Annotated in this window: 16 protein-coding genes; 11 read left to right on the forward strand and 5 right to left on the reverse strand. The window is 36.5% G+C overall.

From position 1 onward, the window contains the following. The first annotated feature begins 404 nt into the window (after positions 1–404). Complete coding sequence (locus BC781_RS12330) at positions 405–1,382, forward strand: helix-turn-helix domain-containing protein (RefSeq protein ID WP_109618103.1); 978 nt, start codon at positions 405–407, stop codon at positions 1,380–1,382. Between the two features lie 122 nt (positions 1,383–1,504). On the opposite strand, the gene BC781_RS12335 is transcribed toward BC781_RS12330, so the two are convergent. The 5 genes from BC781_RS12335 to BC781_RS12355 form a co-directional block, all read right to left on the reverse strand. Next, positions 1,505–2,311, reverse strand: coding sequence for a neuromedin U (locus tag BC781_RS12335; RefSeq protein ID WP_109618105.1), 807 nt, complete (start codon positions 2,309–2,311; stop codon positions 1,505–1,507). 255 nt (positions 2,312–2,566) lie between these two features. Then, positions 2,567–3,994, reverse strand: coding sequence for a TolC family protein (locus BC781_RS12340; protein WP_109618107.1), 1,428 nt, complete (start codon positions 3,992–3,994; stop codon positions 2,567–2,569). Between the two features lie 21 nt (positions 3,995–4,015). Continuing rightward, a complete protein-coding gene (locus BC781_RS12345) occupies positions 4,016–5,389 on the reverse strand; it encodes an HlyD family secretion protein (RefSeq protein ID WP_109618108.1) in 1,374 nt (457 codons plus the stop codon). Positions 5,390–5,408: 19 nt separating this feature from the next. Further along, complete coding sequence (locus BC781_RS12350; protein WP_109618110.1) at positions 5,409–7,598, reverse strand: peptidase domain-containing ABC transporter; 2,190 nt, start codon at positions 7,596–7,598, stop codon at positions 5,409–5,411. A gap of 270 nt (positions 7,599–7,868) precedes the next feature. Beyond that, positions 7,869–8,162: a hypothetical protein gene (locus BC781_RS12355; protein ID WP_109618112.1), complete on the reverse strand. Its 294-nt coding sequence runs from the start codon at positions 8,160–8,162 to the stop codon at positions 7,869–7,871. A 728-nt stretch (positions 8,163–8,890) separates the two neighbouring features. Between BC781_RS12355 and BC781_RS12365 the strand changes: the two genes are divergently transcribed. The 10 genes from BC781_RS12365 to BC781_RS12410 all read left to right on the forward strand — a co-directional run bounded on the left by BC781_RS12365 (position 8,891) and on the right by BC781_RS12410 (position 24,480). Further along, the gene (locus BC781_RS12365) at positions 8,891–9,793 is read left to right on the forward strand and encodes a LysR substrate-binding domain-containing protein (RefSeq protein WP_109618117.1); all 903 of its coding nucleotides are present in this window, start codon (positions 8,891–8,893) and stop codon (positions 9,791–9,793) included. Between the two features lie 303 nt (positions 9,794–10,096). Beyond that, positions 10,097–12,139: a glycoside hydrolase family 127 protein gene (locus BC781_RS12370; protein ID WP_109619378.1), complete on the forward strand. Its 2,043-nt coding sequence runs from the start codon at positions 10,097–10,099 to the stop codon at positions 12,137–12,139. Between the two features lie 185 nt (positions 12,140–12,324). After that, on the forward strand, positions 12,325–13,329 hold the full coding sequence (locus BC781_RS12375; RefSeq protein WP_109618119.1) for an L-rhamnose/proton symporter RhaT: 1,005 nt from the start codon (positions 12,325–12,327) through the stop codon (positions 13,327–13,329). Positions 13,330–13,334: 5 nt separating this feature from the next. Continuing rightward, positions 13,335–14,507: a mandelate racemase/muconate lactonizing enzyme family protein gene (locus tag BC781_RS12380; protein ID WP_109618121.1), complete on the forward strand. Its 1,173-nt coding sequence runs from the start codon at positions 13,335–13,337 to the stop codon at positions 14,505–14,507. Next, the gene (locus tag BC781_RS12385) at positions 14,452–15,924 is read left to right on the forward strand and encodes an aldehyde dehydrogenase family protein (RefSeq protein ID WP_109618123.1); all 1,473 of its coding nucleotides are present in this window, start codon (positions 14,452–14,454) and stop codon (positions 15,922–15,924) included. Before BC781_RS12380 ends, BC781_RS12385 begins: the two co-directional genes overlap by 56 nt. Before the next feature lie 4 nt (positions 15,925–15,928). Continuing rightward, positions 15,929–16,876, forward strand: coding sequence for a 2-dehydro-3-deoxygalactonokinase (locus tag BC781_RS12390; RefSeq protein WP_109618125.1), 948 nt, complete (start codon positions 15,929–15,931; stop codon positions 16,874–16,876). Further along, complete coding sequence (locus tag BC781_RS12395; protein WP_109618127.1) at positions 16,869–17,513, forward strand: bifunctional 4-hydroxy-2-oxoglutarate aldolase/2-dehydro-3-deoxy-phosphogluconate aldolase; 645 nt, start codon at positions 16,869–16,871, stop codon at positions 17,511–17,513. Before BC781_RS12390 ends, BC781_RS12395 begins: the two co-directional genes overlap by 8 nt. A gap of 181 nt (positions 17,514–17,694) precedes the next feature. Beyond that, a complete protein-coding gene (locus tag BC781_RS12400; protein WP_109618130.1) occupies positions 17,695–21,795 on the forward strand; it encodes a hybrid sensor histidine kinase/response regulator transcription factor in 4,101 nt (1,366 codons plus the stop codon). 306 nt (positions 21,796–22,101) lie between these two features. Continuing rightward, positions 22,102–22,941 carry an AraC family transcriptional regulator gene (locus BC781_RS12405; RefSeq protein WP_109618131.1) on the forward strand — a complete coding sequence of 280 codons (840 nt, stop codon included), beginning with the start codon at positions 22,102–22,104 and terminating at the stop codon, positions 22,939–22,941. A 138-nt stretch (positions 22,942–23,079) separates the two neighbouring features. After that, positions 23,080–24,480, forward strand: coding sequence for a sulfatase (locus tag BC781_RS12410; RefSeq protein WP_245935614.1), 1,401 nt, complete (start codon positions 23,080–23,082; stop codon positions 24,478–24,480). Positions 24,481–24,482 lie beyond the last annotated feature (2 nt).

A 24,482-nucleotide genomic window follows, 5' to 3' on the forward strand; every position in this document is an offset into this window, starting at 1 on the left:
CAAGAAATTTTTACAAAAAATAGTTGTCAAAGAATAAAACTAAAAAGAGCTCAAAGGTAATTTGAGCTCTTTTTACTAAAGCTTGAATACTTGATTCAAGACAATATCACAAAAGAAAACAAAGTGGGCTAAGGATATATTTTACACACTTCACTATAATCTAGCCCTATTTTGTTTTCAAGTAAATCTTTATTTTCTGATCATATATATCATTTAGGTTAAACATATATTTTCTCTATGTTGAAGATTGATAGCAAGGAATAATAGGTTCTTAAGTTACTTTTAAGGTACTGTGATTAAGGTCTTCTGTGTATTTTTTGTTCTTATTATATGACTACAAAGTACGCCTGTTTTGGCGACAAGTATCGGTATAAAAAAGAAAGATTTCGGTAAAAAAGTATAGAATGAAAAGGTATGGTTTTGATGATCGTATTTCTGATTTTCAGATAATGAGGTTACTCAATCAGATAGGAGATGTAAAGGTTGATTGGAATCACTATTGTGCAAAAGGGGATTTGGGTGAATTCAATTTATGGTTGTACTCAGAGTTAGGGGAGTTACTACAAACATTGATTTTTGATATAAAATTAGAACAAGAATATATATTTGAAGATCATCAGAAAGAGCAAAACCTTTATATACTTGAGTTTTTTATAGATTCTGAAATCGATTATGGAGATAATATAGTTGGCGCAGGGCATACAATGGGTGCTGCTTTATTTAACTCGGGACAGATTATAAAAACAAGGGCTAATGCTGGAGAAAATTTAAAAGGAGTGACCTGTTATATTTCAGGTGATTTTATGAAAAAAACAGCAAAAGGCAATTGGGATTTATTTCAGTCTGTCATTTCAGATTCAGGGCATTGGGTTGTTTTTGAATCATTGAATCTGGAAATGGAACAATGCTTAAAAGATATTTTTGCTTTACAAAACCTTTCAGCTTCTGGTAAAAATGGTTTTACACTCGCTAAAATTATAGAATTGATAAGCCATTTTTTTGTAAAATTCTACAATCGGAAGACAGGTTTAAGTGTATCAAATATTTCTGAAGAAGATAAGGAGATTATGTTTTCCATTAAAAATGATTTGTTACGCGACCTTACTGTACCTCCAACAATCAAGGATTTAAGTAGAAAATACGGTATCAATGATGTGAAATTACGAGCTTCATTTATCAGTATCTTTGGGAGTTCTCCTCATCAATTTGTGATGAAAGAGCGTTTACAGGAAGCCAGAAGAATGGTGAACCTGACTAATCTAAATATGACTGAAATATCAGATATGTTGGGGTTTACGGACTCTTCTCATTTTGCAAAACAGTACAGAAAAGAATATGGAATTGCTCCACTGAAAGAGAGAAAACGCAAGAAGCTATTTTAAAGGACAGTTGAAAAAAGTTCTCCAAGATTTAGTAATCTTAGAATTGGGGAATTCTTACTAAATCAGGAGAACATTCTAAAAGTTTGGATTAATTAATGGACGTAACAATGTGTAAAATCTGCTTATTTAGCAAAAACAAAAGTAGTCTGGAATCTCAATTCTCCATTTGCAGCATGATTAGGTTTTACAACATTATGGTAGTATTGTAGTCCTAAATTTAGGGGTAACTTTCCTCCTAAAAACACGAGTTTATTGATTCCTCCACCAACTGGTACAGTCCATTTTTCTCCACTTTCAGCATTCCAGTTTGCCGTAATTGTCGGGAATGTGTTCACAACCCATCCTTTTCCAAGACCATAAGCAATAAGTGTTTGCCCCACAAAAGCATTTACGTCATGTCTATCGCTATTTCCAGCAAAAGAGGCTGTCTGACGAAAAATCATATCAAATGTCCATCGTTTTGTCTGATAAACGAAAACAGCTGAAGCACCTGCACTCCATTTTTCTGTCCCCATTGCTGAATGAGAAGCCGTAGGAATATCAATAGATGGACCTATACCCCATGCTAAATTTCCTAGTTTTTTCTTTGGCGAGAAGAAAAAGGAATAGTTTAAGTCTGTGACACCGAATTGTGACCCTCTTCCTTCTGTAGAAGAAGGTAAATGTGACATTCCCCAAACTGCTCTGTGTACGAGATTAAACTTCTCGAATTCGGTACCAATGATAGGCTGAAAGGACATTGTATATGAAGCACCTTCATGTCCGGGTTTATTAAGTCCAATGTTTTGTTGGATTGGCAAAGCAATAATGCTAGCAAGCGGATTTTGTAATTTTTGAGCTAATTCATCCTGTTCGTTTTGTTGTGCATGAATCAGTGAGATTGAAAATAATGTAAGAAGTAAAGTGATGTATACTTTTTTGAAGTTCATAATTGTAAGTTTATTTCGTTATGATTCGCTTACAAAAGTACGGGCTTTGGAGGAGGCTGATTTGTATAAAAAGGAGTCATTTCGGTATAAAAAAGAAAGCTTTTGCTGAAGCGCTGATTGATTTAGGTTTTTGCTTTAGAAATAAAAAAAGCCTTCAAGAGAAAAATCTCATTGAAGGCGTTAGTTAGGTGGACTCAAACAATTGCCGTTTGGTACGTTGACTATATAAACAAATAACTTAGAAGTTCCTTTTCATTATAAAGTGATGCCAAGTCCTGCTGCCCATTTAAGTTCTGCTACTGACTTAGCGAGTTCAGCTCTTATTTTAAACAGTTTGCTTTGGGCTTCAAGAAGTTTACCTTCACGCACATTGACATAGAATACCGAAGATTCCCCTGCATTAAACTTTTGGAGTTCTCCAGATAGTAGTTGCTCATAGTTGTTTACCATAGACTCTTGCATGACTAAGACTTCTTTGAAGTTGTTCATGGTATTGTACATCGCACCTACTTTGGTTACAATTTGCTGTTGGAGGTTTTGTTGTTCCAAACGTACCTTTTCTAGTTTGACTTTCGTCATCCCTAGTTTTCCTCTTTCTTTTCTCAAGAATAAAGGTACAGAGAAGGAAACTCCTGCTTTGTAGTTCTGTGTAAAGCTGTTGTCAATCATCAGATCGCTCAAACTATTATCTGAAAAGGCAGATTGGTCGAGAAAGTTATAATTGAAGGTTAGCTCTGGTTTGAGCATTTCAGCATTCAGTTTTCGCTCAATATCTAGCTGTTGGTATTTGGCATTCAATACCCTCAAATCAGGATGCTGATTGGCGAGCTTTATGATATCTTCAAATGGCTCGATTTGGAGGTTTTGATTAATGTCTGAAATTGGAATTAGAGTTTCTCCCAATACAACTGCGTTTCCACTTTCATCCCAAAGATGGTTAGATAGTATAAGTCCCGCATTCTCAAAAGCTAGTTTTGCATTTTTGAGATTAATCTCTCTTTGCTGAATCGTGATTTTTGCTTCTACAGTATCTAATGCAGCCAAAGCACCCAATCGCATTTGGTCTACAACAGCTTTATACCTAAAGTTAGCAAGTTTATAACCTTCATCAGCCAATTGAAATTGGTGATACGTAAAGAACCAATTCCAGTAGTCTTTCGCAATCTGAAGAATAAGTTTGTTGATCAAACTTACCTGTTTAGCTTCAGCCTCAGATTGCATGGCTTGTGCCTTACGAAGAGCCGCTCTTCTTTCATCGAACAGCAGGCCTTTCAAAATCGGGATTTCAACGCCAACATAGGCAAGTCCTTTACCTGAATTGGTATCAGACTGTGGGTTGAGGTTAATTCCTGTATTTCTTTCATAACCTACCTTCAATTGCCCAATCCAAAGAGGGACTTTCAAATGACTATCCCAAAGTTGGTAGTAATTTTTGTCTTTGAATTCTTTACCATTGAAATTAGAAATGGCTTTGGGGTCAAAATAACCCCTAGCCATACGTATATTCATCTGTGCATTTTCCGATAGTAAATTAGCCTGTTTTGCAATAGGATGATTTTGCAAAACGAGCTGGTACATATTTTCCAATGTGAAAACTGTCTCCTGAGTAGCCTGTGCCTCCGATGGATGAGGACTCCCGATAAGGAGCCAAATCACGAGAAAAAGTAGTGGATATCGTCTCATTTACTTTTAGTAATTCAGTTTTTAGGACTTCATTTTAGCCTTTACTTCTTCTCCTCCGTCTTTGTCTTTCAGACTTGGAGGGAAACCATTGATCTGACGCCAAAGCTCGTACCAAATTGGTACTTGATCTAGAAGTACCCAGCCATAAACTCCAGAGCCCATACGAAGTTGTTCTGGCCATGGATCGTCTTTAGGCATTTGAAAGTCAGGAGTAATCAATACTCGGTATTTTCCTTTCTTGTTACTGACATAATCAATGACTTCAACTTTACCGCCAAAAGTACCTACTGCTACGCTAGGCCAACCCGAAAATTGAATAGCAGGCCAACCGTCAAATTGAAGTCTGGCATGTCTCCCTTTTGAAAGTAAAGGAACATCCATTGCTTTTACATCGATCGCTACGGCAAGTTGAGGATTCTTAGGCATTAGGGTGAGTAGGCCTTGTCCTGTTTTGACGTTTTCACCAATACCACTCGAAAGTGCTTTGACCACATAGCCTTCTTGTGGTGCTCTGATGGTACGCATACCTGTACGAATCTCAATATTCGAATACTTGTTGCGGTAGCTTGCCAATTCTCCTACTGATTCCGCAATTTCTCCTAAAGTAGCATTTAGTTCAGATTCGGTCTTTGCCAATTTACTAAAAGCATCGGCTTGAATACTGTTTGTACTAATCAAGGTATTCTGAAGTTCAGCCTTTGTCATTTCGTACTTATTCAGCTTTGATAATTCTTTGGCTTTTCCACCTTGGAATTTACTACGTGCCGACTCTAGTTTGACCAAAGGAATTAGACCACTATCATATAGCGCCTGATTCGCTAAGTATTGGCGTTCGTAGTTTTTAAGGTCTACTTGTGCTGCACGCCATTCGATACTGTCACTGCTAACTTTTAGTTGATATTGGGCTATCTTATTATTGTTTTGAGAAGTTTTAAACTCAAGGCCGTTTCTCAATGCTTTGAGTTGTTTCTCGTATGCTTTTACCTTTAGACGTTTTGCTTTGATTACTTCTTCTTTCGCATCTATTTGCTCTTGAAGTCTGACCAATAAGTCAGGGTCAACATACTTTTCTTTGATTTCAGAAATACGAATCAAAACTTCTCCAGAATCTACCAATTGTCCTTCAGCGACTAACCATTCTTTGATTTGACCATCAATAGGCGATGGAATCTTTTGAGGGCGGTCAGAAGGGTTTAAAGCCGTAAGTTCTCCCTTAGCACGGATGTTTTGTTGCCATGGGAAAAACAATAATGCAAAGAAACAAATGAAAATTCCTAAGAGCCATCTTGCAAGGGCTCTTGCTTTATCAGGACTATGAAGCGCCTCAACGGTGTTGAGACGTTCTTCATAGATAGAGTAATCAGTTTTATGTTTGGGTGAAGATATTTTTAGCATTTTCTTAGTGTTTCAGCTCTTAGTTATCATTATTGATTTCAGATGATAGAATACTCTCTTTGAACTGTACATCATTAATCAAGTTCTCGTAAGTATCATCTTTAATTACTTGACCGTCATCCATCAAAAGGATACGATCACAGACAGAGAGCATGAGCGGATCGTTGGACATACAAAGCAGTGTCCAAGGATTATTTTTATCCGTTAAGAAACTAATGAGTTTAAGTCGCTCAGATCGATTGATTTGCGTAAGCGATTTATTCAGAATCAAAAGACCTGGTCTTTCAGCGATACACCTAGCTAAAATTAGCTTTGTAGCTGTACTTTTAGAATAGCTTTTTCCTCCCGAAGTGATTTGTGTTTGAAGTCCATCTTTTTGCATGTTTACGAAGTCCATCAAACCTACACTTTTCAATGCCCAGAGTACATCTTCCAATTTTACTTGCGGACGTCCCATCGTAACATTTTCAAGAATACTTCCATCGAAAAGCTCATTTTCAGATACATTTCTAGCAATATTATCTCTTAGACTATTGAGGTTAATATCTCGGATAGAAATGTCATTGAAAGCTACCATTCCCTCAAAATCATCCAGTAAACCAGAGATGATATTGATAAGCGTTGATTTACCCGAATTATTAAAACCTGTAATACAGATGCTTTCTTTTTCTTTCAATTCGAGGTTGATATCATGTAAGACTTTCTTTCCTGTATTTGGGTATACATAAGAAAGTGCTTTAAGCTTAATGTTAAGTCCTTTTTGGTTGTTATGAATTTGAATTCCATCTTTTCTTTCTAGCGGAATGTCAGTTACGTAACCAATTTTTTCAACAGCAGTAAGTGATTGGAATACTACATCGATATTCAAAATCAATTTTTCTACTGCTCCAATTACCAATACGATTACAATTTCAGAGGCTACAAACTGTCCTAAGTTGATTTCTCTGTTGATCACCAACCAAGTACCCATAGTGAGCAAACCACCTGTGACCACTGTTTTAAAGATGACAATGTATGAGTATTGGTTAATCAATACATTGAAAAGTTTCTTTCTGTATTTGAGGTAGTTGTTGGTGTAGTAGTCCGTTTTATCAATCGATAAATTTGAGCTACCTGCCATTTTGAATGAATAAAGCGTTCTTGCGATTTCTTCCAACCAGTGAACTACCTTGTATTTGTATTTCGATTCAATCAAACTGGCTTTCAGTCCTTTTGGTCCTGTCAAATAGAATAACATAACCAAAACTGAAATAAGCACTGTACCAAATACGATAAAGAACGGATGGTAGAAAGAAAGGAGTACCAATCCGAATAATATTTGAAGGATAGCCGCAGAGAGATCAATTAAAATCTTCGGTAAACTCTTTTGAATATTGAGAATATCGAAGAAACGGTTCATGAGTTCTGGTGCGTGTTCTCCAAGAATGGCTTCCAATCGCATTTTTGGAAGACGATAGGTGTATTCCAAAGCTGCTTTTACAAATAACCTCCGTTGGATAATCTCCACCAATGAAATCTGCATGATCTGAAGCCCACCTGTGACCAGTGTGGCTATAATGATAATAGCAATAAGTAGGGCAATAGAGTCAAAAACAACTCCACCAGCTACCATCTCAATTACGGCTTGAACACCTACGGGAAGGATCAGACTGATAATTGAAATAATAATGGCATAGAAGTAAATGTAAACGATCGTTTTCTTCTCAGAAACTAGAAGACTGATTAGTCTTTGAACTGGGCCATTCTTTTTCTCTGAAGCTCCTTCTTCATCACTTACCAAAGAATTAAGCGGAACTGGTACGATATATTGTACTTCATTCTGCTCGTTAGTTTGTACCATCGAAAGTAATTCTTCAGGATAATCTACTTCAATTTCTTCATTGTTTTTGTAGATATATGCCTGTAGCTGTCCACCCTTATCTTTATGGAAAATGACGGGTGTAGTATCTTCATTGTACTGACAAAAACTCAGTACAGGGTATTTTGCATTTCTTACAAACTCATTGAAAGCAGGTTTTGGGATATGCTGACGGATGAGTGTTAAACCGATTTTTTGGGCATGTTCGGTGAGGTTGGCAACGAAAGTACCTACCTCATTATGATATAATCTTTCGTTTATATAATATCCTTTGAGTTTATTTCGATTAAAATCAAAGGATATTGATGAGGCCAAGCGACCACAAATTGGTGTAAATTGACTGGTATCCATAGTATATTGAGCACCTAAAGTTTAATGCATGAATAGTTAGATTTTGGAATTATAGCAAATATATTGCAGTCGCCTGACATTTAATATCATTATTCAATTAAAAAAGTTTTATGATAGCGAAGTAAAGTGGCATTCTTATGACCACTTCTAAGTATCCAATAACTAGACTACCTAAAATCAACAATACGTATCGTGAGTTAGATTATGTTTAAGTATCCCAGATAACGACGATTGTTGATTTTCACCTTCTTTAAATTGTCCGATAGTTTATTAATATACCTCTTCTTTTTGAACCAGATTAACTGAAACACTAACTTCAAAACCCTCTTTTGAAGCTTGTTCTAGCATTTCATAGATTTCTTTTTTCTTTTCTTTAAGTACAGCAACCTTTTGGTCATAAGTTTCACGGCTAATAGAGTGGTCTTTTTCCCAATGTTTTAAAAATTGACTGTTGTAATACTTAATAGGACCATCAATCATTGAAAGTATGACTTCTTTTGCATCTTCTGCTTGTAGGTTATCTTGAATAAGTTGTTTGTCAGCAATTTCAATTTGCATTTTCATAGTTTGATTAAAGATTAAAAGTTGAATAATTCTGATACCTCATATTTTATGAGATGATTTATGATCAATGTCTTTGATACTTTTCATAAAAAGAAGCATCAAAAAAATCCCATTTGCAGTTAAAACCTCTCTGTAATATGGCGAATCATAATACAGACTTATGAAGCAGAAAATCCCCAATAAAAACCATCCGAAGATGAGCTGTTTTAGTTTTGAAAGGATGTGAATAATGCCTTTCATTCTTTTTAATTGAGTCTGAGTAAATGAGATCAACATAGTTTGATTTTAGTTAATTATCATTCTGTTGATGACACTGCAAATATGGTTGAATTATTTCATTTATAAATATTTATGTTTTTGATGTATTGTATAATAATATTTAAATGAATTTTGGCGCTTGATTACGCTTACAGAAAAAAGTTTAAACAAAATCTTAACTAAATAGTATACCGAAATACAAATTATTAAAGGAATAAAAAGGAGATAGAAGTGTATAAAAATTAGAGGATTTTGTGAGAGTATCCTCGATTGTAAATGTTTGTAAATTACCTTTAATCAAGGAGTAACAATAATTATTTTAAGATTGGATATTCTTAATAGGTGATTTGTGGAATGTACAATGCTAGAAGTGTGTAAAATTCACGTTTGTTTTAACAAGTGAAAAAATTTCCGATGATTGGACTATTTATTTACATTTATGATTTAAATATGGTACATAAAATGTTTTTATGAATTTTACCTTTCATCAGCTTCAAATCTTTTTAGAAGTCGTAAAAGAGCGAAGTATTACAAAAGCAGCAGAGAAAATGCACATGACTCAGCCTGCTTTATCTATCCAACTGAAGAATTTTCAGATGCAGTTTGACATTCCTCTTACTGAAGTAATGGGGAAAAAGCTCTATGTGACAGACTTTGGAAACTCGATAGCTGAAATTGCCGAAAAAATTATTGAACAGGCAGATGATATCAGATATAAAAGTAAGGAATATAGTGATCTTCTGGCGGGGAAGTTACGTATTTCTTGTGCGTCAACAGGAAAATATGTGATTCCTTATTTCATGAGTGGTTTCTTAGAAGATTACCCTGGCGTAGATTTGGTCTTGGATGTTTCTAATAAGTCAACCGTAGTGCAGAGCCTTCAAAAAAATGAGATCGATTTTGCGCTTGTATCTGTTGTGCCAAACAAAATGGATATCAATGAAGAGATTTTACTAGAAAATAAATTATATCTGGTCGGAAGTCCTTTACATCATGAACAAGGGCAACGTTTAATTTATCGTGAAGATGGTTCTGCGACTCGTAAAGCGATGGACGAGTACTTTAAGGGAGAGTCTAAACGCAGAAAAATGATGTTGACCTCCAATGAAGCGGTGAAACAAGCAATTATTGCAGGTTTAGGACAGTCTATTCTACCTCTGATAGGGATTAAGAATGAACTATCAAATAAAGAGTTAGAGATTATCCCAACAGAAGGCTTACCGATGGTTACAAATTGGCGATTGATTTGGCTTAAAAATAAGAAACTGTCTCCTGTGGCAGAGGCTTTCCTTAATTTTATCCACAACAAAAAGTACGATATCATTCAAGAGAGCTTTCAGTGGTATTTAAAATTTACGGATAAAAGTCTTTAGATATAGTTAATAAATGGAATAGCTAAAGGTTCATTATAAGATACAAGAGTCTTCAGCTTCGAGAATTCAAATAGGTTTTCGAGGCTGAAGACTTTTTTTATCTGTAAGTAAAGAGATTCATCAAGGTAATTTTGGTACGTAAATAATGCATAAGATAATCTAGTGCATGTATTAGAATATAATGAAGAATTCCTTTCATACTTATTTTCTGAATTTGCCAATGTAATTCTAGAGTTCAATAGATCTGAAAAAGTGAGCTTATGCGCTGGTTCAGATAGAGAGTTAATAGATAAATCGATGGCAATGAAAAAAGTAATACTGGTAATTTTAGCATCTTTTCTTGCCCACTTATCCTGGGGACAAGAAAAGGGGATTCTCAATCACAGCAATAGTGAATATGTAAAACTGAAAAGTATCAATATAGGAGATTGTAAATGGACAGAAGGTTTTTGGGCAGACAAATTTAAAGTCGCTGAGAAGTCGATGGTTCCATATATGGGCGAATTGCTTTGTGGAGATGTAGGTCATGCTTTAAATAACTTCAAAATTGCAGCAGGCCTAAAAGAAGGGACGCATAAAGGAATGCACTGGCATGATGGCGATTTTTATAAATGGTTGGAAGCTTGTATGTATGTCTATGCACAAAACGGAGATGAGAAGTTGGTTGAGCAGGTAGATGAGTATATTTCTATTATCGCTCAAGCACAAGAAAAAGATGGGTATTTACAGACGCAAACGCAACTAAGATCGAATGTAGATCGCTATGAGAATCGTAAATTCCATGAGATGTACAATTCGGGGCATTTACTGACTTCGGCTTGTATCCATTATCGAGTAACAGGAAAACGTAATTTCTTAGATGTTGCAGTAAAACACGCAGATTACCTTTATTCTGTTTTTAGCCCTCAAACCAAGTATTATTCTCGTTTTGGTTTTAACCAAACTCAAATTATGGGATTGGTAGAACTTTACAGAACAGTAGGCGATAAGCGATACCTAGAATTGGCGGAAATTTTTATCAATAATAGAGGAAAATCAAAAGTAGAGCATAATTCTACAACTGAAGGTTATCCTATTGGGGATATGGTTCAAGAGCGTACGCCATTTAGAGAATCTGAAGAAGCAGTAGGTCATGCCGTTTTAGCATTATACTATTATGCAGGTGCTGCCGATGTTTATGCCGAAACAGGAGAGAAAGCATTGATTGATGCGCTAGATAGACTATGGTCTGATGTAGCAGAAAAGAAAATGTACGTGACAGGAGCGGTAGGGCAAGCACATTATGGGGCATCTACCAATAAAGATGCGATACAAGAAGGATTTATAGATGCTTATATGATGCCGAATATGACGGCATATAATGAAACTTGTGCGAATATCTGTAATTCTATGTTCAACTACCGAATGTTAGGGCTACATGGAAAATCGAAATATGCAGATGTGATGGAGTTGGTACTTTATAATTCAGCACTTTCAGGAATTAGTTTGGAGGGGAAAGATTATTTCTATTCCAATCCTTTAAGAATGATTGATGGTTCTAGAGATTACTCAAAACATAATACAGAATTGCCGCACAGAGCACCATATTTAGAGTGTTTCTGTTGTCCTCCGAACCTTGTAAGAACAATTGCAAAAGTATCTGCTTGGGCGTATAGCTTGTCAGAAAATGGGCTATCTGTAAACTTGTACGGAGGTAACCAATTGGAAACAAAATTATTGGATGGCTCAAAGATTAAACTAAAACAAGAAACAGCTTATCCTTGGGATGGTGCAATCAATATTACGATGGAAGCCTGTAAAAAAGCACCATTCGAATTGCTTCTTCGTATTCCAGAGTGGGCAGAAACGGCAAGTATCAAAGTGAATGGTGTAGATGCAGAAGTAGCAATTGAAAGTGGTTCTTTTGCACGTATTGAGCGTAAATGGAAAAAGGGTGATGTTGTGACCATTGATTTCCCAATGGATATCACATTGGTAGAAGGGCATTCAAGAATTGAAGAGGTTCGTAATCAAGTAGCCATCAAAAGAGGTCCTGTAGTTTATTGTGTTGAATCTCCAGACCTACCTGAAAATACAAGTATTGTAAATCTTTATTTGTCAGGAGAGTCTGAGTTGAATGCTGAATATAAAGCAGACTTCTTGGGTGGAGTAACTACGATTTCTGGTGATATCCTTTTGCGTAAGGATTCTAAAGACACTAAAATGTATAGTACAGTTTCTAAGCCAGATTTTGAAAGTTATACGACAACTTTTGTTCCTTACTTCTCATGGAGTAATAGAGGAGATAGTGAAATGACTGTTTTTATGCCAATTGTTTGGGGACAGTTAGGAGAGAAGAAATTATAAGAAAGAAAATTAGTGTTGTGTGTACATCGTTAGTTGAAATTATCTAACGATAGGTTGTTGGCAACTACCACCCGTAAAAGAGAGAATAGTGGATAGAATTTGACTTCTTTTATCGGGTGGTTATGCTTCTTTTTGAGTCAGTCTTTTTCGGCTCGTATTCTTTCACATTCTAAATTTTTAGCGTTATGTTTTTAGCATTAACACTTATCTTATTTGCCAGTTTTTTCCAAGGTTCATTTGGACTTGGAATGAAGCATATATCTCCAGTAAAATGGGAGGCTTGGTGGCTTATTCATGCTTTTATTGCCATGGTTGTTTTTCCTGTTGGTTGGGCTATGTTTGCGGTACCTGATTTTCTTACCATTATTTTTGCAACTGACCTTTCAGCACTTATGCTTGCAATGCTCTTCGGGTTTTTGTGGGGTATCGGAGGAATTCTTTTTGGGGTCAGTGTAGAATACACAGGAATCTCGATTACTTATGGAATTGTAATGGGCTTGGCCGCATCAATGGGTTCTATTATTCCATTATTCCAAATTGAAGGTGCTTTCAGTGATCCTTCTTTCAAATACATTGCATTAGGTATCGTTTTACTCCTTGTAGGAGTGGTGATTACGGCAGTGGCAGGTGTAAAAAGAGATCGTTTACAAACTGATTCAAAAGAAGATTCGGCTTCTAAATCTATAAAAGTAGGCGTAATGATTGCGATTACTTCGGGAGTATTATCAGCTTTTCTTAATGTAGGCTTTTCGAATGCGGCACCCGTAGCACAAATGGCAACAAGCCAATTTAATATTGATCCGAAAGATGCAAGTTTAGTAGCTTGGGTCGTGGTACTTTTTGGTGCATTTATCATGAATGGAGGTTTTGCACTGTACAAGCTTAGCGTTAATAATTCTTGGAGTGCATTTAAAACGGTCGGAGCTCAAAAGTCCTTTGTTTGGGCGATTGTTTCAGGACTGTTTTGGTTTGCAGCACTAGGTGTTTATGGTCGTGGAGCAGCACTGATGGGTGATTTAGGTCCTGTAGTTGGGTGGCCAATGCTTTTAGGACTAGCCTTAATCATTAGTAATATTTGGGCATACCGATCAGGCGAATGGAGCAATGCCAAAAGACCTTTCCAAATTTTACTTCAAGGGCTAGTGATCCTTATTGTGGCTACTTGCGTGTTGGGTTATTCAAATTATTAAGGAAAATGAAAGTTGTAGATATAATACCTTATGTAGTCACACAAGAGCTTGATACGCCTTTCTATTTTTCTCAATGGGAATATAGTACGCGTAAAATCTGCTTGGTGAAGGTAATCTTGGAAGATGGTACATACGGATGGGGAGAAGGCTATGGTCCTGCCGATGTGATTCGTGCTGGAGTGAACTTCTTTAAACCCTTTGTACTTGGGAAATCAGCTTTAGAAACAGAGACCATTTGGCAAGAAATGTACAGAAGGTCTCTGGATTATGCGCGAAGTGGCTCGTTTACAGCGGCGATAAGTGCCATTGATGTGGCTCTTTGGGATGTGAAAGGAAAGCTGTTGAACTTACCTGTATCTGTACTTCTTGGAGGTGTGAAAAACCCTGTAATTCATCCTTATGCGACAGGACTCTACTTTACAAGGACAGAAAACCTTGGGGAAGAATTACAGAAAGAAGCGCTGATGTACAAAGAACAGGGTTTCAGAGCTACAAAAATGAAGGTCGGCTTAGGGATTGAGCAAGATTTGGAATATATCCGATTGATCAGAGATGCAATAGGTCCAGATATGAAATTGATGATCGATTCCAATCATGCTTATTCTTATAGAGAAGCTTTGGAGTTGAGTAGAAGATGTGAAGCCTACAACATCGGATGGTTTGAAGAGCCTGTTTCTCCAGAAGATTATGAAGGTTATAGCCGTTTGAGAAAACAGTCAAGTATTCCTGTGGCAGGGGGAGAGTGTGAGTATTTAAAACATGGCTTCAAACGTCTTTTTGAAAACGAATGTGTAGATATCGCTCAGCCAGATATTTGTGCAATGGGCGGACTTACGGAAGCGAAAAGAGTGGCTGTATTGGCACAGGCCTATCATAAAGATATTGTACCGCACTCATGGGGTACATGGATAGCAATCAGTGCGGCAGTTCATTTTGTAGGAAATCTTGATAGCAATCCTGGACGAATGTACGGAGAAGTGCCAATGATAGAACTTGACCGAACTGAAAATCCGCTACGTGATAAGTTAACGAGCAGTAAGATTGAACTCATAGAAGGCGAAATTAAAGTACCTACCGCTCCTGGGCTTGGAGTAGATGTAAACCTTGAAATCCTAGAAGAATATGCAGACAACAGCACAAACAACAAATCAGGATCAAAGCTTGAAGTTTGGTCATAAGAATTTATATATAGGTGGTGACTTAGTTCCAGCATCAGACAACGGAAGTTTTGATGTGATCTGTCCTGCCGATGAAACCGTAGTAGGGAGTATCAGTTGGGCTACAAAAGCCGATACACTCAATGCATTGGATGCCGCAGAAGTTGGTTTTCAATATTGGTCTTCACTTTCTCTTTCAGAACGATTGGAGTGGATTTCAAAATTAAGAATCAAACTGCTCGAAAATGCAACTTTACTTCGAGAGAGTATCATGTATGAGATGGGTAAAACTTGGGAAGGAACAGAAGAAGACTTGACCAGTATTACCAACTCACTTCAGTTTTATGCGGAAGCCATACAAGATATTCACCCGATTGATATTCCAGACAAAGAAGGAAGTCATAAGCATACGATTGTTCAACAGCCAGTAGGAGTTGTTGTGGCATTTTTAGCCTATAATTTTCCCTTGTTGAACTTAGGTTTTAAACTAGGCCCTGCTTTAGCTGCAGGTTGTAGTATCATTTTGAAACCTTCAGAATTTTCTCCCTTATCCGCTTATATCATTGGTGAGATTTGTGAGCAAATTAATTTTCCGAAAGGCGTCATCAATATCATTTGTGGAGATGTTGAAAATGTAGGGATTCCTCTTTGTGAGAGTAAAATCACGAAGCTAGTCACGATGATTGGTTCTACGGAAACAGCTCAAAAACTAATTGCACAAAGTAGCAAAACATCGATCAAACGATACAGCATGGAGTGTGGAGGCAATGCTCCTTTTGTAGTCTTTGATGATGCCGATATTCCGAAAGCAGTAGCAGATGGAAGTGCCTTAAAGTTTGGAAATACTGGTCAAATCTGTGTTTCACCTAATCGATATTTTATTCACGAAGAAGTCATTGAAGATTTTACAAGTCAGTTTGTTGCAAAGGCAAAAGCGGTTAAGATTGGCTTTGGAAAAGAAAATGCTCCGACAATGGGGCCAATGACCAATCGTCAGTCAGTGGAGAAAGTAAAATCTATTGTAGATCAGGCAATTGCTGAAGGTGGAGAATTGTTGTACGGAGGTTCTCCAATAGAAGGTGCAGGTTATTATTTTGAACCGACTGTCATTGTACTTAAAAATCCAGCTGCTGCGGTACTTCAGAGAGAGGTTTTTGGGCCAATTGCGATTATTGTTCCGTTCAAATCTGAAGAAGAAGTGATTGCGTATGCCAACAGTACCGATGCAGGTTTGGCTTCTTATGTTTATGCTCAAGATGAAGAAAAGCTTCAACGTTTGATGGAAGCCTTCGAGTTTGGTGAAGTACATTTGAATGGTTTCAAATTCGATATCTATTTACCGCATGGAGGTGTGAAAAATAGTGGTATCAGTGTTGACTGTTCGGTGTATGCCTTGGATGATTACTTGATTAAGAAAAGAGTAACTCAACAACTTTAGTCTTATGAAAAGTCTTCCTAAACAATTTATCAGTTGTGATTGGGGAACTTCCAATTTTAGATTACGCCTAGTAGATACGGAGTCGTTGGAAGTCCTTCAAGAACACAGTACCGATAAAGGAGTAAAAAAGGTCTATCAAGATTTTGTAGAAAGTGAGACAAATTTAAGTCAGAAAGCCTATTTCGGTAAGTATTTAGCTGAGCAATTGAAGTTTGTAGAACACGCAGAGGTAAATACGGTCATTGCATCTGGAATGCTCAGTTCATCTATCGGTATGCAAGAACTGGAATATGCCAAAATGCCGATGTCTGCTGAAGGAAGAAGCTTGAATAGCAGCTTTGAGCAACTAGATGAAAAGTATGAATTGCTCTTGATTTCGGGTACAAAAACGGAAGAAAGTGTGATGAGAGGGGAAGAAATTCAGGCTTTGGGTTTAGCAGAACGACTAAAGTCTTCTGAAGGAGTACTTCTTTTACCCGGAACACATAGTAAGCATATTCATTATGCAGGTGGGGTATTCAAAGACTTCAAGACGTTCATGACAGGAGAGTTGTTCGAGATTATTTCAAATCAAAGTATTCTTAATGGCTCAATTCAGAAATCAGCATTTTCAGAAACTTATGCTCAGTGTTTTTTGGATGGAGTACAACGAGGTGCAGAAGGAGAACTAACAGAAGCTCTATTTAGCATAAGGGCTTCAAGTTTATTTGGGAATAGAAGTAAGGAATCGAATTTCTACTTTCTAAGTGGCTTACTGATAGGGAGTGAATTAGGGTATTTGAAAAGAAGTGAGTTGGATGTGCATATAGCCGCATCGGGTGTACTCTCACAACTTTATCAGAAAGCATTAGCATCACTAAAACCTACTCAGAAGTTATACTTTTATGATGAAGAGGTTTTGGAGAAAGCATTATTAGCAGGACAGAAAAAAATCTTATCAACATATGTCTAATCAAGGATTTTCATGGGAATTGTTTGAGCAAACACCTGTGGTTGGAATTATCAGAGGGTTGAGTTTAGCACAGATCAGAAAAATACTACCCCTTTATCAAGAATCAGGTTTTTTTACCGTAGAAATCACGATGAATACGGAAGGGGCAGCTGAACTTATAGCTACTTTGAGACAAGAATTTCCGAGCTTAAATATAGGAGCGGGTACAGTTTGCACGCTTGATGATTTACAGCTTGCTTTGGCTGCTGGTGCGCAGTTTATAGTGACTCCGATTATTGCAGAAGAATTGTTTACTCCTTGTAAAGAATTGAATATCCCGATTTTTCCAGGAGCATTTAGTCCAACCGAAATTTATAAAGCATGGCAATTGGGCGCTTCTGCAGTGAAAGTTTTTCCATCGACAGCACTTGGAGTAGGTTATATCAAAGATGTATTGGCGCCTTTAGATCAGATTAAACTTTTGCCTACAGGCGGTGTGACAAAAGAAAATATCTCGGAGTTTTTGGAAGTAGGAGCTTTGGGAGTTGGTATGGGAGGTTCTCTCTTTAAAAAGGATTTATTAGATGATTTAGAGGGATTAGAAGAGCATTTTATAAGTATAAAGAAACAGTTGAAGAGAGGTTTATTAGTTGGTTAACAGGATTAGAAATACAGATGTATGAAAAGCTACCTTAGGTTTAGGGTAGTTTTTTTATTTGGTAAATGTGGGTACTGAAAAAGGTATCTAGTCGCTAGAATTTGGTATGATGTATTTGAAAAGTGATATATTTACCCAAAGAAACTACGATATCGACTAACAGCATATTTTTCATCATACAATGACATCACTAGAGCGAATGATCAGACACATCACTTTTTCTATCGTATTATTTTTTGGCTTGATACTGAATGTTGAAGCTCAAAAACAAGAGACAGAAATTGATATTTCAAAGCATTTGACATCAGAACATGGCTTGTCTCATTTTGGCATCACGTCTTTGTTAGAGGATCATTTGGGGCTTGTTTGGGCAGGGACTTTTAAGGGGCTGAATCTCTATGATGGCTATGAATTTAAGACATTCTATACTTCTACCGATAGTGGATTAGTGAGCAATCGTATTCAATCCTTGTATCAAGATGAAAATCAGAATATCATTATTGGTACAGAACAGGGTGTGTCTTTGTACAATTATGAAAAGCAGTCTTTTAAAGTTATTTATTCTCCCCATGATCAATCAAATGCTCATCAAGGTCCATTTGTAAATGAGATTCTAGAAACAGAGAAGTTTATTATTTGTAATACCAACTTGAATGGGCTTTTTCTTTTTAAGAAAGAGGACTATACTTTTTATAAAAAGATTTTGCCTCCTTTCAATTCAAGTACTAGTTTTCAGTCATTTCGAGCTTCAAAACTCGATGAAAATCATGTCTTGCTCGCGAGCAATTTAGGTTTGTTTTCACTCCAACTTGATACAGAGAAATTTGAAAGGGTTTTACCCACAGCGTTAGATTATTGTTTAGATGTTGCCTATGATGGCCAACAATTTATTTATGCCTTAGGCTTTGAATCTTTGAAGGTTTTCCGTGTTCATACAAACGAGGACGGACTTACTTTTTCTTTTGTACAAGAAGCATTGATGGGAGAATTTTTCTCAAAACTCCAAATTTCTGAAGAGGGTAATTTATGGCTACTGAAGAATAACAATGTACTTGCTGAAGTTCAATGTACTGATTCGCTCATAAACATTGATGAGGAGTTCATAAAATACACTTTTTCGAATGAGTTTACACGACTCAGTGATATCGTCTTGGATAAAGAAGGTGGTTGGGTAGGTAGCTACAACCAAGGGTTATTTAAATTTAGATCTAAAAAAAGACCTTTTCTCAACTCAGATTTAAAATCTAAAGGAATCAATGAATCGAGTCAGGTACTAAGTTTACTGACGCTCGATAAGGAAAGTATATTGGTGACACTCAATGCCAATGACCTCAAGGTTTTTAATACGGTCACAAAGCAGATTCAAGAGATTAAATCTCCTGCTATCAATAATCAGAATATTTCAAAAGTACTAAAAGATTCCAATGGAGATATTTGGGGCGGAAGTAGACGATTAGGGATTTTTAGAAAGAAGTCTATCGGTAAAGAGTGGGTGCAAATTAGGTCTGAAAAGTATCCTTTTTTGGAAAGAGAGGCCGTTCGCTATTTTGCTGAAGATCGTGCTGGAAATATCTGGGTGGCAGGTTTAAATGCCTTGTATCGTTTTCAGTTAGACCAAAATCGAAATATTTCATCTGTTGAAATTATAGATAAATTAGGTGAAGAACCTTATACGAATAGTTTAGTCGTTCAAGTGATTTACCCCGATCCATTAGAGGATTGTCTTTGGATTGGTACAAAGTCGAAAGGTCTTTACAAATTAAACTATCATTCTTCGCTAGCTGATGAAAATCAAAGTATTAGGCTTGATCTAGGGGATGGGGAAACGAAACAAGGATTATCAATCACAAGCATTCAAAGAGCTGAAAATGGCATTCTTTGGTTTGGAAGTTTGGAAGGGGGAATCAGTAAGTTGGAGCAAGAGCATGGAAAGGTTTTTTGCAAGACTTACACGGAATCAAATGGATTGGATGATAACGATGTGATGAGTTTTCAATTTGATGAAAAAGGACATCTTTGGATCGCTACGAATAAAGGAATCAATGAATTTAATCCTGAAACTGAAGTCTTTAGAAATTATACGACAGATGATGGTTTAATCCCTGCAAGTTTTGAAGTGACATCTACGAAGTTAGCAAACGGAATGATGGTATTTGGAGGAAATAATGGCATTTGCTATTTCCATCCCAATTCAATTCCGACAGAAAGTCCAATTCCATCTTTACTTTTTGGAGATCTGAAAATTCATAATAAGATCGTGAAAGTGGGAGCGAAGGCCCATGAGCATGTTATCCTTCAAAAGCCCCTAAATCAAAGTCCTAAAATTGAGTTAGCCTACAATGAAAGCAGTATTTCAGTTGAAGTTATTTCGCTTCATTACTCGAATACTGAGAATCATCAGATCAGATATAGACTTTTACCTGAAGATGAAAATTGGTTTGTGACTTCTTCAAAAAATAAAATTATAAACTTTAGCTTATTACCCCCCGGAGAATATACCCTTCAAGTAGCTAATTCCAATTCAAGAAATGAGTGGTCTGAGGTAAGGGCATTGGATATTGTGGTAAAACCTGCTTATTGGCTTAGCCCGACTGCTAAAGTGATCTATTTCCTTTTAGCGGTTATCGTCTTGATGGTCATTATGCGAGTGATTCTTCATACGAAAGGGCTACAACATAAATTACAATTAGAGCATTTAGAGAAAACACGTTTAGCGGAATTAGATGCTGCTCGCTTGAAGCTATTCATGAATATATCTCATGAATTCAGAACACCGCTTACGCTTATTACAGGGCCTATCTCTGTGCTAAGGAAGATGTTTGAAACCAATAAAGATGCTTTTCAACATATTGATCTGATACAAAGGCAAGCCAAAAAAATGTTCCAGCTGGTAGAGCAAGTCCATGACATTAGGAAGGCGGATGAAAATATACTGAAGCTTCATATAGCCTCATTTGATTTCACTGATTTTATCTTTGATATCAAAAGAGATTTTGAAAAACTAGCACAAGATACTGGAAAGGAATTACGACTAATAGGCGATGGGAATCAACTTTTTGTGATGGCTGACGAGCAGAAGTTGGAAGTGGTATTCAATAATCTGCTCAATAATGCTTTTAAGTTTACCCATGCAGAAGATAGCATTACCATCAGATATACAGCTAAAACAGATGGCTTGTATTTCAGTGTAGAAGACACAGGTGCGGGTATTCCAGAAGAAGATCTCGAACATTTATTTGAGCGATTCTACCAATCAAACTCAGAAGAAAGCTATGGCGGTACGGGTATTGGTTTAGAACTTACAAAAATGCTTGTGGAAATGCACTATGGGCAAATTCATGTGGATAGTGAATTGGGAAAAGGAACCAAGTTTGAAATATTCTTACCGATCAGTGTCAATAAAACAGATACTTTGAGTGCGCAAAAGCTTGAAGAAATTTTAAAAGCTGAAAATCATGAAGAGCGTCAGCGAATTGTGAAGAAAGATGCGATTGATCTGACAAATTTGATCAAAAATGAAGCGCATAAAAACCTCACAATCTATTATGTAGAAGATAATATCGATTTACGAAACTTTGTGGGTAATATCCTTGAAGGTTACTTTAAAATCGTGCCTTTTACAAATGGAAAAGAATGTATGGAGGCATTGGAGAAGGAGTGGCCAGATTTAATCTTAAGTGATATCCTTATGCCTAAAATGAACGGTTTGGAGCTTTGTAAGCTTGTGAAATCCGATATCAAAACCAGTCACATTCCAGTTGTATTGCTGACCTCTAGAACTTCTACAGACGAACGAATAGAAGGACTGGAAGTTGGGGCAGATACTTATATCTCAAAACCATTTGAGATGAAGCATTTGATTGCAAGTATTCAAAATGTACTGAACAATCGTCAGAAACTAAGGGAGCGTTTTCAAGTAGCTTATCCTATTCCCTTAGATAAAAAACAACAAAGCGAAACAGATCACATTTTCTTAGAACGACTTTATAAGCTCTTGGAAGAAAACCTTAGCAATGAAGATATCGATTTGGAAGAATTTGCGAAGGAATTATTTATGAGTAGGAGTCAATTTTTCAGAAAAGTAAAGTCCATTACCAACAGTACTCCTCAAGAAATTATTAGGTCATTTAAGTTGAAAAAAGCATCAGAATATTTAAGTGATGGAAAGTACACAGTAGCGGATGTTGTGGTGAAGACAGGTTTTAAAAGTCGAACGCATTTTAGTAAACTTTTTAAGGAACATTTTGGACAAACACCAAGTCAATTTGCAAAGCAAAAATAACAAGTCCATTTAGTGATGTATGTATCCGTATTTGATGAAACCCTCCATAATTAAGGTTTATGGAGGGTTTTTGTATTTAAAATGACACTTGTAGAGACATATTTGAGACGCATTACTTCGCCAATAATCATGATAAGTGTGAATTTTACATTGAAAGGAATTCCAAATGATTATTACTGATTATAACCAAGAGAGAACTTTAGAATAGAGCTTCATTTTAGACTAATTATAGCAATATGAAAGGCGTAATTCTAGAGCGATTTTGAAGGAGATTTTTTAATAATTGATTAACGAAATTTTTAGGTCATGAAGTTAGTTTTAAAAAATTCGGAGGCTCAGTTAAATAAGAGATTATCTATTGCGTTGGATAAAGTACCATGCTTAGAAACTGCATGGCATTATCATAGCCAATATGAATTAATTTATATAAGAAGAAGTTCGGGAATACGATTTGTTGGAGATAGTGTCGCAAACTTTAAAGAAGGAGAGTTGGTATTAGTAGGCCCTAATCTTCCTCATTTATGGAGACATCGTCATATCGGAGAAAAGGTAGATATTCTTGTTATAAAGTTTGAGCGAGACTTTATCGGAGAAGGAACTTTTGATCGACCAGAGTTTACGCATATTAATCAGTTATTAGAAATGGCAAGGTTTGGTCTACAGTTTTGTGAAGAGCGTAGTGATTATTATAAAGCTGACCTAGATGATCTTTTAAACTGTTCGTATGCAGAGCAGTCAATAAAGCTTCTGAAGATATTAAATGGATTGGCAAGTAGTGGAGAAACCAAAGTATTATCAACTTCAGACATGCGACAAGAAGTTGATGATAGTTCGGAAAGAATAGAAAAGGTGCTGAAGTACATCGCCAATAATTACGATAGAGATTTAGATTTACAAGAAATAGCGGATATTGCATGTATGACTACAAACTCATTTTGTAGATTTTTTAAGAAGACAACCAATAAATCTTTTAAGAAATACTTAAATGAAGTTCGCATAAAAAATGCAAGCCGATTGCTGATTCAAGAAGATTTTCCAATAGCAGATATCTGTTATGAGGTAGGTTTCAATTCAGTGACCAACTTTAATAAACACTTCAAACAAATAGTAGGCAAAACGCCTAAAGAGTACCGTTTAGCTATTTAGAGGGCTAAGTTAGATTTAGAACAAGGTAAATTAAAGGAGATAATTCCTTAGGAAACTCCCGAAGTTTGCATTGATTTTTTGACAAAAAAGTTATTTGCCACAAGTCATAAAAGCGAGTCAATCCATTTTTAAATCGATATGATGATGAAGATATTGAGTATAAAGACTGTTTTATTTATTCTGAGCATTTTTTCTTGTACAGCCACTTTAGGGCAAAGTAAAAAAAAGCCTAACATCGTACTTATTTTTACTGATGATGGCGGATATGCCGATTTTGGTTTTCAAGGAAGTAAAGAAATCAAAACTCCTGAGATTGATAAACTTGCAAAACAAGGGGTGAAGTTCACGCAAGGTTATGTAACAGCTTCAGTTTGTGGACCTTCAAGAGCTGGGCTTATCACAGGGCAATATCAACAAAAATTTGGTTACGAAGAGAATAATGTGCCTGGCTATATGAGTCCTTCTTCTAAGCTGTTGGGAGAAGATATGGGCTTGCCTTTAGATCAAAAAACGATGGGAGATTACCTTAAGTCTTTGGGCTACAAAACAGCTTTTTATGGAAAGTGGCACTTAGGAGGTACGGATGAGCATCACCCGATGAACAGAGGTTTCGATGAGTTTTATGGATTTAGAGGTGGAGACCGTAGTTATTTTGCTTACCAACAACTGCCTAAAAATCATCCTGATAAAAAAATGGAAAATGGTCTAGGCAATTTTGAAGAACCTGCAACATATGCCACAGACCTATTTGCTGAAAAAGCAATTGATTTTATGGAAAGAAATCAAGAAGAGCCATTCTTTATTTTTCTATCATATAACGCAGTGCATACGCCAATGGAGGCTACTGAAGAAGACCTTAAACGATTCCCGAAATTAGAAGGGAAAAGACAAGAGTTGGCAGCAATGACTTGGGCTTTGGATAGAGCTTGTGGGAAGCTATTGGATAAGTTAGAAGACTTAGGCTTAGATGAAAACACGATTGTAGTGTTCACCAATGACAATGGAGGACCTTCAGATAAAAATGCATCAATCAATACGCCATTGAGTGGTACAAAATCGAATCATTTAGAAGGCGGAATTCGAGTACCTTATCTTATAAAATGGCCTGAGCAATTGAAGAAAAATGCTAGCTATGATTACCCCGTAAGTACTTTTGATTTGCTTCCTACTTTTTATGCTGCTGCAGGAGGGGATTTGAATGATCTTGAAAATGTAGATGGCGTAGACCTTTTACCTTTCGTGAAAGGGGAGAATACTGAACGACCACATCAAACTTTATTCTGGAAAAAAGAGACAAGAGCTGCTGTAAGAGATGGCGATTGGAAGTTGATTCGTTATTCGGACAGACCTGCAGAGTTGTATAACCTTGCGGATGATATCTCTGAGAAAAACAATTTGGCTTTGGATTATCCTGAAAAAGTAAAGGTGCTATTCAAAAAACTTTATGAGTGGGAGTTAACCTTAGAACGTCCTTTATGGCAATTGAAAAGAAGTTTTGAAAAATACGACAATGATCGTATGGACAATTACAAACTATAGAG

This window comes from Sediminitomix flava, from assembly GCF_003149185.1.
GTDB classification, from domain to species: Bacteria; Bacteroidota; Bacteroidia; order Cytophagales; family Flammeovirgaceae; genus Sediminitomix; species Sediminitomix flava.

Bases quoted from the DNA above. Each gene is read 5' to 3' on its own strand.
- BC781_RS12395 (WP_109618127.1), top strand. From the start codon at position 16,869: ATGTCTAATCAAGGATTTTCATGGGAATTGTTTGAGCAAACACCTGTG.
- BC781_RS12385 (WP_109618123.1), top strand. From the start codon at position 14,452: ATGCAGACAACAGCACAAACAACAAATCAGGATCAAAGCTTGAAGTTT.
- BC781_RS12330 (WP_109618103.1), top strand. From the start codon at position 405: ATGAAAAGGTATGGTTTTGATGATCGTATTTCTGATTTTCAGATAATG.
- BC781_RS12390 (WP_109618125.1), top strand. From the start codon at position 15,929: ATGAAAAGTCTTCCTAAACAATTTATCAGTTGTGATTGGGGAACTTCC.
- BC781_RS12355 (WP_109618112.1), bottom strand. From the start codon at position 8,162: ATGAAAATGCAAATTGAAATTGCTGACAAACAACTTATTCAAGATAAC.
- BC781_RS12380 (WP_109618121.1), top strand. From the start codon at position 13,335: ATGAAAGTTGTAGATATAATACCTTATGTAGTCACACAAGAGCTTGAT.
- BC781_RS12350 (WP_109618110.1), bottom strand. From the start codon at position 7,598: ATGGATACCAGTCAATTTACACCAATTTGTGGTCGCTTGGCCTCATCA.
- BC781_RS12400 (WP_109618130.1), top strand. From the start codon at position 17,695: ATGACATCACTAGAGCGAATGATCAGACACATCACTTTTTCTATCGTA.
- BC781_RS12405 (WP_109618131.1), top strand. From the start codon at position 22,102: ATGAAGTTAGTTTTAAAAAATTCGGAGGCTCAGTTAAATAAGAGATTA.
- BC781_RS12345 (WP_109618108.1), bottom strand. From the start codon at position 5,389: ATGCTAAAAATATCTTCACCCAAACATAAAACTGATTACTCTATCTAT.
- BC781_RS12370 (WP_109619378.1), top strand. From the start codon at position 10,097: ATGAAAAAAGTAATACTGGTAATTTTAGCATCTTTTCTTGCCCACTTA.
- BC781_RS12375 (WP_109618119.1), top strand. From the start codon at position 12,325: ATGTTTTTAGCATTAACACTTATCTTATTTGCCAGTTTTTTCCAAGGT.
- BC781_RS12410 (WP_245935614.1), top strand. From the start codon at position 23,080: ATGATGATGAAGATATTGAGTATAAAGACTGTTTTATTTATTCTGAGC.
- BC781_RS12335 (WP_109618105.1), bottom strand. From the start codon at position 2,311: ATGAACTTCAAAAAAGTATACATCACTTTACTTCTTACATTATTTTCA.
- BC781_RS12365 (WP_109618117.1), top strand. From the start codon at position 8,891: ATGAATTTTACCTTTCATCAGCTTCAAATCTTTTTAGAAGTCGTAAAA.
- BC781_RS12340 (WP_109618107.1), bottom strand. From the start codon at position 3,994: ATGAGACGATATCCACTACTTTTTCTCGTGATTTGGCTCCTTATCGGG.